Raw genomic sequence first — 11,664 nt, 5'->3', positions numbered from 1 at the left:
CTTGCGCGGTCGAGGTCGCCAACACCAACACGAGACCGAAGGCGATGGCCCGTCTGGCCACCCTCCGCGCGACAGCGCTCACCACAACGCCTTTCCTGAAGGAGGGGAATGGACCGGCTCAGAGATGGATGGTGGTGTCGTGGACCTGTTTGATCGTGGCGGGCACGGCAGCACCGACGTAGACCCTCACGTCGTCGATGTCACCCTTCCAGCGGAAGTCCGGAACGCCGTTCCACGCGGCGCGGCCGATGCGCAACGGACCCGGCGCGCTCCAACCGACGACCTTCGCACCGGCGGGCGGGTTCACCACGGCGCGGGCCTGCTGCACGCCGTTGACGAACAGGTCGAGCCGTCCACGCGCGTAGTCGTACCGACCGACCAGGTGCACCCACGTGTTCGCCTGCGCCAGCTCATCGGAGAAGACCACCCACGCATCGGCCCCGGTCGGGCCGGTCGACATGCGCCAGCCCCACCTCCGCTGCTCGGTGAAGTAGCCCAGCATGAACGGCGACTGATTGGCATCCTCGCCCATGCTCACCGCGACGCGGTTGCCGGCGTCGAGCCCGTCGTGCCGCACCCACGCCGACACCGTGAACGACCGGTCAGTGCGGAACAACGGATGCCGCTGGGCAACGACCTCACCGGTCCCGTCGAACTTCAGCCACTTGTCCTCACTGGTCAACGCCTGGTTCGGGTCGTCGGGATCCACCGGGGTTCCCGCCCACGACGTGCCACCGGACAGCGATGCGTTGAGCGTCGTCACCTCGTCGAGCGCCTGCGTGCCGGTGCGCTCGTCCAGGCGCAGCTGCGAACGCGGGACCAGGAGGTTGGAACTGTCCACTGCGTCCCCTGGGCGCAACACCCGGTCCCACACCTCGGTGTAGTCGATCGCTCCCGGGAAGAAGTTGCCTGGCGCGCTCGCGTTGTTGGCGCCGACGACCAGCTTTCCGGAGCTCTTCCAAGTGGTTGCCGTCGCAGTGCTCTGAAGCACGCCGTCCACGTAGAGCGAGATGCGCCGCAGATCCGGGTCGTAGGTGCCGACCAAGTGCGTCCACACACCCAACTTCGGCGCGGATGTGGACAGTGCTTGCGCATAGGCCGCGGGCGCGCTCGAATCCGACGAGGTGGTGGTCATCGACCACCGGTCGACGTTCTTGGCGTACTGGAGGTAGAACGGGCTCACCCAGGCGCCGTCCTGGCAGACGACGGTCACGAAGTCTGCCTTGCTGTCGAGCTTCACCCACGTGCTCACCGAGAACGCTCGCGATGTGTCGAGCACGGCGGCGGCGCTGGCGGCGTACGCGGTGCTGCCGTTCAGCGTCAGCGCGTTGCCGGCATAACCCGTGGCCAACGAGGCGCCGCCCGAGAGCGTCATCGGGTGGTTGCCCCGGCCGTCGGGCACGGTGGTCCCGGTCGATGCGTTGAAGGTCCACGCCGCGAGAGCCGGCACCGGGGCTGCGACGTCGAACGCGTACACGGCATTCGTCGCGGCCCGGTTCTTCGCTTTGTCGAACGCGGTCACGTGCAACACGTTCGTACCCGCCGTGCGAGGAGTGATCGGCACCGAGACGGTGCCGTCGTTCGACGTGACGTCGACGAAACTCTCGATCGCCGTGTTGTCGTTGAGGGACCAGCCGTAGCGGACGACGTCCATCGCACCGCCGGACCCCGTGTTGCCGTTGGCCCTGAACGTGAAAATGCCGGTCCGGCCGACGCTGCCGTTCACTCCGGCCGTCGGATAGTCGGTGGACGACACGGCGGGCGTGCTCGGAGCGACCGTGTCCACCAGGAACTCGCAGTGGCGCGACCGGCCGCCTCGCAAACCCCCGTCACCCGCGTACGCCGACCAGTTGTAGATCCCGTTCTCCACCAACGCCCCCGCCGGAACACCCACCTCGGCGAACGAGCCGGACGGCACCCAATTCGCGACCGGCTCGGTGACGAACGTGCTGTTGCCCACCGGACCGCGGTCCACCGCGAAGCCGACATCGGCCAGCATTCCGCCGTCCGCGTCCGACACACGTGCACGCAACCTCGGCGTCTTCGTCGCGACGTGCGTACGACCGACGCCCGTCACACACGGCAGCGCGTCCCCGGCGTTCGGGCCCCACCCCTCCATACCGAGGTCCGTCGGCGGGTTCGGGTAGCTGTTGTACTTCACCTCGAGGTACGGGTTGAGGTCGAATCGCCGCCACGAGGTGTTCAGGTCGTTCTCGTTCTTCGCCTTCAACATGAACGTCACGCCCGCCGCTCGCACCCCAGCCGCTTCCCGGACCGCGGACAAGACGTCGAAGTCCGCGCCACCATCGGTCGGGCAGTACCTCGCGTTGTTGGCACGGGCGTTCTCGGACAGCAGCCTGATCCACCCGGGCTGGCTGTGCCACGTCGTGTCGACGTTGATAGCCCCGACCCACCACACCTCGGTCGCCGACGGCGAGCACGAGAAGGTGTGGACCACCTTCGTCCGCAGAGTCGCACCGTGGATGAACTTGCCCGCTACGGCCGAGGTGTTCATCTCCAGGAACGACCGCGCCCGGCCGTTGTTGGCGGTGCCAAGGTACTCGGCCCCCAGGTAGCCGGCCTTGAGATCACCCAGGTCACCGCTGGTCACATCGTAGGTGCGCGCGTCCGGCCACTGGTCCTGCACCACGGCATGGTGGTTCTTGCCGCAGTTCGTGCAGGAGTAGTCCGGGTCCAGCAGCACCGGATAGGTCGTCGACGGATCGTCCAGGAAGGACTGGTCCGGGCTGATCGCCACGGTGCCCGGAGTGACTTCGACGGCCATCGTCGCCCGGCGGTCGCCCAGGCTCGGTCCGTTCGTGCGGTTGTCGTCGGAGTCTCCGGAGGAGTCCCACATCCGCGAGGCCTGGCCGGAGAACACCGGCATCCCGGCGCTGTTCCTCACGATCAAGCCGTCGTCGATCTTCGGGCCGTCCTCGACCTGGACGTCGGCGACGTGCGTGCCGAAGGCGATCATGCGCACCTCGGGAGTGCGCGCCGCCTCCGGCGTCTTGACCACCAGGACCTCGCTGAAGCCCTTGAGCCCGGCCTCGACCTCCAAGTCCACGCCCGGAAGCACATCCGGGTACGTGGCCCGCGGCCCGTCGAGCACCGGTTCAGGCAGGTCACCGGACCACTTCAAACCAACCTCGTTGCCGTCCCGGGCGACCTTGGCGATCGGCGCGTCGTTCGGCCCGCCGCCGGAGAAAGCCATCTCCACCGGCCCGGCCTTCGGGCCCAGCGTGCCATCGGGCTTGCGCTCCAAGGTCAGATCCACAGCCACCCACGCGTCACCGCGCCTGATCCGCACCGGTTGGACGTACTGGATCAACGTCATCGTGCCGTCCGGGTCGGCACGCAACTCGTCGGTCTCCGTGGTCGCGCTGTCGACCACCACCTGCTTACCGCCTTCACGGGCGTAGCGCAGAGCCGTCGCCTCGTCCGGCGCGGAATCGGGAACCACCGACGCCGCGAGCGCCGGCGGCGAGGGGGCGACTACTACCCCGGCGAGGACAACCGACAGTGCCATCCCCATGCTGAAGCCGCGCAGGGCAAAGCCCCGCGCCGGCGCGCGCAAACGCATCTTGTGGTGCCCCCCTGAACCGGTGACACCACCGATCCCCCGCGACGACTGATCCCCAACCGCCGAGAACTATGACGCACAAGTCGCCCCCGAGATGTAGGCCGTTCGCAGCAATCACACGTCACAGCCACCGATCGGCCGTCAATCCACGTGACGCGCATCTCAAGGCGACATCGACCAGCGGACACCTCCCTGCGCACACGACGCGGCCGACACCACCTCACCGGTAGGACGCACCCGCGCGGCGAACCACAACACCCCGAAACGGGGTTCGACCGTGGAACACGAATGAAGGTCATGATGAGCAACCCTCAACGTGGCGCGTGTACCGGCGGTGCGGCCGTCGGGATGCCGCCGGCAGGCAGCTCGGCGCCCGGTGCCCCGAACTCGCGGGCGGTAGGCACGGGCGGTGGTCCTTCGCGGTCGACCTGCCGTCGTTGGACGGGCGTCGGCGGACCATGCGCCGCAGCGGCTTCGCCACCAGGACAGAGGCTCAGGCGGCGTTGGGCAAGGTACTGGAGTACGAGCGTACCGGCATCATCACCGACGACAAGCAGACCGTCGCCGACTACCTCACCACCTGGCTGCACGACAAGGCATCGGCGATCAAGCCGACGACCACGGCCCGCTACCACGACTACGTCTACAAGGACCTCGTTCCCGCCCTGGGCGCGGTACGGCTGGACGCACTCAGCCACCAGCACATCGCACTGTTCATCCACCACCAGCTGACCGCCCGCCCCGGCCCGGTCACCCCGCGGCGCTGCGTCGCCACCCTGTCCAGCGCCCTGACCTACGCCGTCCGACAACGACGGCTGGCCCACAACCCCGCCCGCTACGTCCTGGTGCCGCGGCCACCGAAGTACGAACCCACCTGCTGGTCACCGAGCGAGGCAGCACGGTTCCTGGGCTACTGCCACGACCACGACGACCCGCTCACCGACCTGTTCGAGGTCATCATCGGCACCGGACTGCGCAAAGGCGAGGCTCTGGCCCTGCACTGGGACGACATCAGCCTCGGCGGCCAGGTGGCGTTCATCCGCTACACCCTGTCCAACATCAACAACACCACACCGGTCCTCACCGCACCCAAGACCACGAGCAGCCGCACCTGGACCGGCCTGTCCGACCGGGTTGTCACCGCCTTGCGCCACCAGCAGCTCCACCAACCCGGCGACGACCTCGTGTTCCATCGCCGCGACGGCAGGCCACTGCGCCCCGAGTACGTGCTCCGGCACTTCCACCAACACGCCCACGCCGCCGGACTGCCCAAGATTCGTGTGCACACCTACGGCACTTCGCCGCCACCACCATGCTCAACTCACGAGTGCCACTCGCCGTGATCTCCCGCGCGATGCGCCACTCGACCCTGTCCACCACCACCGAGGTCTATGGACACCTGCTACGCCACGACGCCGTCGACGTCATCGCCCAAGCCCTGGACGAGGCCAGGGCGATTGCGTAGTCAGACAGCAATGCGCTGAGCTGGGAGTTTAAACGTGAAGGGCCTTCGTGGAGGCGATGGCGGCGGGTGGGGATCGCATCGGTGATCATGGAGTTGCGACGCTTCACGACTCCGAGGAAGATCCCACCCGCCGATGGCATCATCTCTCACCGCACTGACCGTCACGACACCCTCCGTCGACGGCCCACCGGCGCCTGTCACCGATGGCGAGCACGGTGGTCTGCTGGACGCCCTGGCGAAGGTGCTGATCCGCGTGACCCGCGTGGGATCCGTTACCCGTTGTCCGCGCTGCTCGCGGTGGCGGTCTGCGCGATCCTGGCCGGGGCGTCGTCATTCGCGGCGATCGGCGACTGGCTGCGGGGATCTCGACGGCCATGCCCGCGACCGGCTCGGCTTCGACCGCATCCCTTCCGGCACAACGATATGGCGGCTGCTGACCCGCCTCGACGCCGACCTGTTGGCCACCGTCCTCGGCGGCTGACTCACCACCCGCACCCGGCGATCGTCACCGGTCCGTCCACGCCGACACCGCCACGTCATCGCCGTGGACGGCAAGACCCTGCGTGGCACCCGCCTCGACGACGGCCGCCAGGTCCATCTGCTCTCCGCGCTGGACACCGACACCGGCATCGTCCTGGCCCAGGTCACCGTGGACGCGAAATCGAACGAGATCCCCGCGTTCACACCGCTTCTCGACGCCGTCCACAAGGTCGTGGGCTCCTTGACGGGCGTGGTGTTCGTCGCCGACGCCCTGCACATCCAGCCGGCCACGCCCGGCAGGTCGCCCACGGAGCCCATCTGATGACCGCCGTCAAAGGCAACCAGCCGACATTGCTCGCCGAGCTCAAATCCCCGCCTGGTCCGAAATTCCGGTTGGGGACCGCACCCACGACCGAGGTCACGGACGCCGCGAGACCCGCACCGTCAAAGCCGTCACACCGCGCACCCCCGGCGGCATCGCGTTCCCGCACGCCGAGCAGGCCGTCCGGGTCACCCGCAGCCGCACCACCAGCGCAAAGACCAGCCGCGAAACGGTCTACCTCACCGTGTCCTGCCCGCCGGCGACGCCCTGCCGGCCGACCTGCAGGACTGGATCCGCCGCGAATGGCTCATCGAGAACCAGGTCCATCACGTCCGGGACGTGACGTTCCGTGCAGACTCACATCAAGCCCGGACCGGCACCGGCCCCGCCGTCATCGCGACCCTGCGCAACACCGCGATCGGCTGGCACCGCACCAACGGCGACACCAACATCGCCCGCGCCCTCCGACGCGCCAACCGCCGATCACACGACCTGATCACCGCCATGACCAGCAGTTACCCCACAACGCAATGACCCTGTGGACGAGGCCGACGTCGTCTGACCCGCAGGGCGCGACCACATTGCGACCACAACAGCCGAAAACGACACCAGCGGGCTTGCCTCGAAAGGCAAACCCGCTGGTCAATGGCCATCGGGACGACAGGATTTGAACCTGCGACCCCTTGACCCCCAGCGGGCGTCGAACGCCTGTGCATAAATCAAGTGGCCGAAATGCTTGTCTGTAAGCAATGAGGTACTCGCCCCGCCGTCCACACCGTGCAGACGACTGGCCAGCGAAGTCTGGGCCACACCCGGTCGACACGCAGAGCCGGACCGCGGCGTTGACTCCTGATCCCTGAAGACAGTCGGCAATCCACGAGAAGCGAAGCGAAGCAGTATCGGACCCCACCGCTCCCGATACGTGTAGATGCAATCTATGTAGATCGCGTCTACACTGATTCCCATGTCGGGTTTCGTGGGCAGACAGGCCGAGCTGCGCCTCTTGCGCAAGCGCCTTGACCGGGTGATCACCTCACGGGAAGGGGCCGCGATCGCCATCCGCGGACGACGACAGGTGGGCAAGTCCCGGCTGGTCCAGGAGTTCTGTGACCGGGCCGACGTCCCCTACTTCTACTTCGCCGCCACCAAGGGCGCGTCCTCGATCGAGTCGACCACCGCCTTCCTCGCCGAACTCGCCGACTCGTCCCTGGCCGCCGGACAGGTCGATCCGCCCACCGGGGTCACCGGCGGATGGCCCGACGCGTTCCGCGTCCTGGGCGCGACGCTGCCGGACACCCCGACGGTCGTGGTGCTCGACGAGTTGCCGTGGTTGGCCGAACAGGACGAAATCTTCGACGGCGCGTTGCAGACCGCGTGGGACCGGCTGTGGTCACGGCGCCCGGTGTTGCTGGTGCTGCTGGGCAGCGACCTGCACATGATGGAACGCCTCACCGCCTACGACCGCCCCTTCTACGGACGTGCGGACAACCTCGTGCTCGGACCGCTCAACCCCGCCGAGACCGGACAGGCCCTCGGCCTGGACGCGCCGGATGCCATCGACGCCCACCTCGTCACCGGCGGTCTGCCCGGCATCATCCGCAGCTGGCCCCACGCCATGCCGGCCGCCGACTTCCTGCGCAGGGAATGCGACGACCCGGCCGCGCCCCTGTTCGGCGTGCCCGAGTCCTCCCTGCTGGCCGAGTTCCCCTCACCCGATCAGGCCCACCGCGTCGTGGAATCGATCGGCGGGACCAAACGCACCCACGCCAACATCGCCGCCACCGCCGGAAGCAACCAGGGACACATCCCCTCCGGAACGCTGTCGCCGCTGCTACGCCGACTCACCGAGGTGAAACGGGTCCTGGCAGTGGACCACCCGCTCTCTACCAAGCCCGGCAAACCGGCCCTCTACCGGATCGCCGACAGCAACCTGCGCTTCTACCTGCCCATCGGACGCGCCATCCAGGAACAAGCCCGCCGCGGACGCCCCCACATCGGCGCACGCGTCCTGCAACGCCAATGGACCAGCTGGCGCGGACGCGCCGTCGAACCACTCATTCGCGAAGCACTGGAACTCGCCGGCCAGGCCGGCGAACTGCCCTGGCCCGACACCGCCGCGGTAGGCGGCTGGTGGAACCGCCAGCACAACCCCGAACTCGACCTCATCGGAGCCGACCGCTCCCCCGTCGCCGACCGCATCGACTTCGCCGGGTCGATCAAATGGATCGGCAGCGCATTCGACCGCCACGACCTCCAAACGCTCCGCCACTCCGCCAACCACATCCCCGGCTACGAGACAGGCCGCTCCGGACTGGCCGTCGTGTCCCTGTCCGGCACGGACATCGACACCGACGACGCCGACCTCGTATGGGGACCGCAAGAGATCATCGACTGCTGGAAAACCGGCTGAACAGTCCGACACCCTGCGCCGCTTGAGCGCAAATCAAGCAACCAGCGTCCTTACCGAAAGCAACACGGCTGTAGTTCAACATCTGCGCTGTCGACACCACTTGTGATCAAGTAGCCCGTCACCCGGCTCGACGTTGACCGGCGGCGGCTGAACGGCATCCTCGAGATGATCGACACGCGCGTGACCTGTATGGACAGCATTTTCGGCAGGCACAGGGCTGTGGACTCGAACATGACCTACTCGAGACCTGGAATCGAATACCGGGGTACCTCTCGACTTCACCGGCGATCGATCGATCCGGCCGTGCCGCAGAGGGACCACCGACGCGCCTGCTGTAGCATGTCAAAGATGAATTCCACATTCGCTAAAATTTAGCGCGGCCTGATTGAAAACCGCAACCTGACGCCTAGAATTGTCAGCCGAACGGCAGGGCGATCCGAATCCACATTGAACCAACTACTAAACGGTAACCTTCCACCAAATCCCGAGATCCTCAAGGACATCGCCCCGGTCTTGCAGATGCCGGTGGCGGATCTACTCGTTATCGCCGGCCTGCCGGAGGAGCCGGAACCAGCGCGAGGCCAGCGGCACCCGGCCGGACAGGAAGTCGGTCAACTTATCGCCTCGGCCAGCTTCCTCCGCCCGGAACAGGTACAGCAACTGGTCGAGCGTGCCCAGATCCTAAGAGAGCAGAACCCTGACGGACGGATTTAATGACCCCAGCGCCTACCGGCCACAATTCGCACGTTGCGCATGGGCGCACGGAAAGGCTGGACGTCTCCGGTTTGTGAGACGCCCCGCGCTTGCAAACCGATCGCATGCGCAGGGCATGCCACAGTCAGTCCACGTCGAGGCTGATCAATTCGGACTTCAGCCCATCACTGGAACTCGAACGGATCCCACTGTGCTCCACTCACGTCGAATCCATTCCTCCCCAAGGCTGCTCGTACGGTGCCCTAAATTGAATGATGCAGTCGATAGTGACCCGAGTAGTTGTCGAATCGCGAGACGGCCCCGCTCGACGCAACGTCAAACGTGCCCGCCGCAATCACTGTATTCACTCGGAAAAGACTTGTGTGGCCCACACCGGGCGCCACCTCCCAGACACTTCCGTGGAAGGTATGCACCGACTGATCAGGCATGACCACGTAATGATAATTTCACTCTTGCAGGTTTTCCCGTGACGCGTCCACTAATGGGCAACCAGTCTTGAGGACTGTCATCCGCACCCTCCTCACCAGCACCCGGCGAGTTCAGGCGGTGGAAGCATCCGCTTCGAGGAGTTCGGTGAATACCTCGCTGGGTTTTCTCCAGTGAGCCTTTTTCACCCTGATCTGGATGTGTTGGTGCGCAAGGATGTCGATCACAAGCCGGTGGTGGTCGGCGTGTCGGTGCCCCGACATGGCGAAGCCCCTGGTAGCAGAGCTTTCGACCAAGATCGTTCGGTTCGCCCGCCGCAGCTCACGGTTCTCCCGCTCCAGCTCAGCGAGCAGCTCCGCATCACCGCTCGTGGTGCCCGGCCGGTCCCCGGCGTCGATCTCCGCGCGCTTGACCCAGGTCCGCAGCGCCTCGGGGTGGATCCCGAGCTGATCGGCGATCCGCTTGATCGCACCAGTCGCCGCGGCCGGGTCCCGCCGGTCCTCCACGACCATCCGGGTCGCCCGCTCACGCAGCTCATCGGGGTACTTCTTCGGTGGGGCCATCAGTCCTCATCATCCAGGCTTGGAGGTCTCCATCAAACCCGGTACGGAACACTTCGCCTCGTCGGGGGACCTTGGACGATACGCTGGCCACCGCGTTTCACTCCTTCATGTCAGCAGACGGCAGCGCCGTCAGCACCGAGCCACGTGCGGTGGTGATGGAGCACGCCATAGCCGTGGCTGCCGCCAACGCAAGCGTCGCGTGAACCTGTGCGACGGTCAGGTTCGAGGTTTCGCTGGGCTCGCCCGGCTCAATGTCGTCGGCCTTGGCCGCTGCGAGGAACTTCTCGGCTGCCGCGTAGTGCTCGGGACCATTCATGATGAACATCCCAAGTCACAGACCGATACTTGCGTGATCGACATCGACCGCTTAGATGGAATGGTGTCTCTTCCACTGCTGATCGTCACAGGTGCTGCGGCCGCCGGGAAATCAACTGCTTGCCGAGCACTGTCACGGGAACCGGCCGTACTGGCATTGGACGGCGATGTGCTCGCCGCCGGTGCCGCCGCCGTCGCCTACGGCCGCATCGACTATCCAGCCTTCTGGCGTTATGCGATGAGTATCTCGAACGGTATCGCGGACAATGGACTCGTCCCAGTGATCTGCGGCGTCTGCTTGCCGCATCAGGTGCTCACTAACAGCGAGGAATGCAAGGGCTTTGCCGGTGTGCACTTCTTCGCACTGACATGCGCCCCAGACGAGCTGGAACGGCGGATTCGCGCCCGTGTTGGCGCGGAGTCCGCTGTCCGTAACATCGCAAAGCATCTGTCCATCAACGCGCACCTCCAGCAGGGGGAGGTTGCACCGCCGCACACGTTGACGGTCTTCGACAACACAGGACTGGCTTGCCAAGACACGACGACAGCGGTTCGCGATTGGGTCCTCAGCATCCCGCGTTCCTGACGTTCCCTCGCGATCAGAACCACGGCGCATCCCTATGAAGAGGGCCTCGCGCCATCTCGTCGACCTGCCCCCGCCCCAACCGCGCGTGTCAAGGGGGCTCATCCATCCACACTGGACACTGCACTGGGTCTGCACCCTTGACGCGTGTGGTTGCCCTCGTGGAGGTCGACGGGATGGCGCGAGACCCGGTCCCACCGCCGAACGCGAGCTGCCCACGTTCTTCGACCATTTCGGAGACCTGCCGCGCGGCGAGCGCAGTCCCTGATCTTGTTTGCGGACCCTGCGGGGTCGCTCGGCCGCTGTCGTGTCCGGCCGGGTTAACGCCCTACCTCCCGTCGCCGGACGCGGGTGGGTGGCCGAAGGCCGGGCCCCGCCCGCTTGCCCGAGCGACACATAGACGGGGCTGTGAAGACCCTGCCGGACAGGATTAGCAGAGTGCGGCGAGCGGCCCCGCAGGGTCCGCCTTGACGAAGAGAAGCAACTCTGAACACGGGGACGGCGAGTGCGTGCAGCTCGGCAGCGAAGCCGTAGTCACTCAGTTAGTCACTCACCGCCGTGTGAGACGACCGCAAGGCCGGAAGCAAGGTCCACAGCCGGAAGCAAAAAAGCCCGCTGACCAGGTCTTTTACCTGAATCAGCGGGCTCTTTCGGCCGTCGGGACGACAGGATTTGAACCTGCGACCCCTTGACCCCCAGCGGGACAAGGGGTGTCCACAGTGGTCTTCTCTGGTCCGTTGTGGCTGGTCGAGTCCGGCGGCAATCCAGGTCAGGGCCTCCATTCCGGCCCTGTCCAACAGGTT

Annotated in this window: 10 protein-coding genes and 2 pseudogenes; 8 read left to right on the top strand and 4 right to left on the bottom strand. The window is 66.3% G+C overall.

The genetic code is table 11. The features are described 5' to 3' along the window. Nucleotides 1-118: 118 nt before the first annotated feature. Nucleotides 119-3,529, bottom strand: a complete 3,411-nt coding sequence (locus ACRAKI_RS09515; RefSeq protein WP_447006687.1) for a LamG-like jellyroll fold domain-containing protein — start codon at nt 3,527-3,529, stop codon at nt 119-121. A gap of 377 nt (nt 3,530-3,906) precedes the next feature. Here ACRAKI_RS09515 and ACRAKI_RS09510 point away from each other — a divergent pair, with 377 nt between their 5' ends. The 7 genes and pseudogenes from ACRAKI_RS09510 to ACRAKI_RS09480 form a co-directional block, all read left to right on the top strand. Continuing rightward, nucleotides 3,907-4,926 (top strand): tyrosine-type recombinase/integrase, encoded by a 1,020-nt coding sequence (locus tag ACRAKI_RS09510; RefSeq protein WP_447006686.1) that lies wholly within the window; start codon nt 3,907-3,909, stop codon nt 4,924-4,926. After that, nucleotides 4,911-5,048 (top strand): hypothetical protein, encoded by a 138-nt coding sequence (locus ACRAKI_RS09505; RefSeq protein ID WP_447006685.1) that lies wholly within the window; start codon nt 4,911-4,913, stop codon nt 5,046-5,048. Before ACRAKI_RS09510 ends, ACRAKI_RS09505 begins: the two co-directional genes overlap by 16 nt. A gap of 87 nt (nt 5,049-5,135) precedes the next feature. Further along, nucleotides 5,136-5,357 (top strand): annotated as a pseudogene (locus ACRAKI_RS09500) (hypothetical protein); the annotation flags it as partial. A gap of 229 nt (nt 5,358-5,586) precedes the next feature. Continuing rightward, nucleotides 5,587-5,850, top strand: a complete 264-nt coding sequence (locus tag ACRAKI_RS09495; RefSeq protein ID WP_447008370.1) for a transposase — start codon at nt 5,587-5,589, stop codon at nt 5,848-5,850. 339 nt (nt 5,851-6,189) lie between these two features. Continuing rightward, nucleotides 6,190-6,384, top strand: a complete 195-nt coding sequence (locus ACRAKI_RS09490) for a hypothetical protein (protein WP_447006684.1) — start codon at nt 6,190-6,192, stop codon at nt 6,382-6,384. Between the two features lie 430 nt (nt 6,385-6,814). After that, the gene (locus tag ACRAKI_RS09485) at nt 6,815-8,260 is read left to right on the top strand and encodes an ATP-binding protein (RefSeq protein ID WP_447006683.1); all 1,446 of its coding nucleotides are present in this window, start codon (nt 6,815-6,817) and stop codon (nt 8,258-8,260) included. A gap of 381 nt (nt 8,261-8,641) precedes the next feature. Next, a pseudogene (locus ACRAKI_RS09480) lies at nt 8,642-8,743 on the top strand (hypothetical protein); the annotation flags it as partial. A 51-nt stretch (nt 8,744-8,794) separates the two neighbouring features. Here ACRAKI_RS09480 and ACRAKI_RS09475 read toward each other — a convergent pair. The 3 genes from ACRAKI_RS09475 to ACRAKI_RS09465 form a co-directional block, all read right to left on the bottom strand. Continuing rightward, nucleotides 8,795-8,920: a hypothetical protein gene (locus ACRAKI_RS09475; RefSeq protein ID WP_447006682.1), complete on the bottom strand. Its 126-nt coding sequence runs from the start codon at nt 8,918-8,920 to the stop codon at nt 8,795-8,797. 593 nt (nt 8,921-9,513) lie between these two features. Continuing rightward, nucleotides 9,514-9,963 (bottom strand): transposase, encoded by a 450-nt coding sequence (locus ACRAKI_RS09470; RefSeq protein WP_447006681.1) that lies wholly within the window; start codon nt 9,961-9,963, stop codon nt 9,514-9,516. A 97-nt stretch (nt 9,964-10,060) separates the two neighbouring features. After that, nucleotides 10,061-10,279 (bottom strand): hypothetical protein, encoded by a 219-nt coding sequence (locus ACRAKI_RS09465; protein ID WP_447006680.1) that lies wholly within the window; start codon nt 10,277-10,279, stop codon nt 10,061-10,063. A gap of 33 nt (nt 10,280-10,312) precedes the next feature. On the opposite strand from ACRAKI_RS09465, the gene ACRAKI_RS09460 reads away from it, so the two are divergent. Continuing rightward, nucleotides 10,313-10,864 (top strand): hypothetical protein, encoded by a 552-nt coding sequence (locus tag ACRAKI_RS09460; RefSeq protein WP_447006679.1) that lies wholly within the window; start codon nt 10,313-10,315, stop codon nt 10,862-10,864. The last annotated feature ends 800 nt before the right edge of the window (nt 10,865-11,664 follow it).

Source organism: Saccharothrix isguenensis, from assembly GCF_052936305.1.
Note: the sequence above shows the minus strand (reverse complement) of the source record. Positions and strands in the feature narration are given on the sequence as shown.

Bases quoted from the DNA above. Each gene is read 5' to 3' on its own strand.
- ACRAKI_RS09470 (WP_447006681.1), bottom strand. From the start codon at position 9,963: ATGGCCCCACCGAAGAAGTACCCCGATGAGCTGCGTGAGCGGGCGACC.
- ACRAKI_RS09465 (WP_447006680.1), bottom strand. From the start codon at position 10,279: ATGAATGGTCCCGAGCACTACGCGGCAGCCGAGAAGTTCCTCGCAGCG.
- ACRAKI_RS09485 (WP_447006683.1), top strand. From the start codon at position 6,815: ATGTCGGGTTTCGTGGGCAGACAGGCCGAGCTGCGCCTCTTGCGCAAG.
- ACRAKI_RS09515 (WP_447006687.1), bottom strand. From the start codon at position 3,529: ATGGCACTGTCGGTTGTCCTCGCCGGGGTAGTAGTCGCCCCCTCGCCG.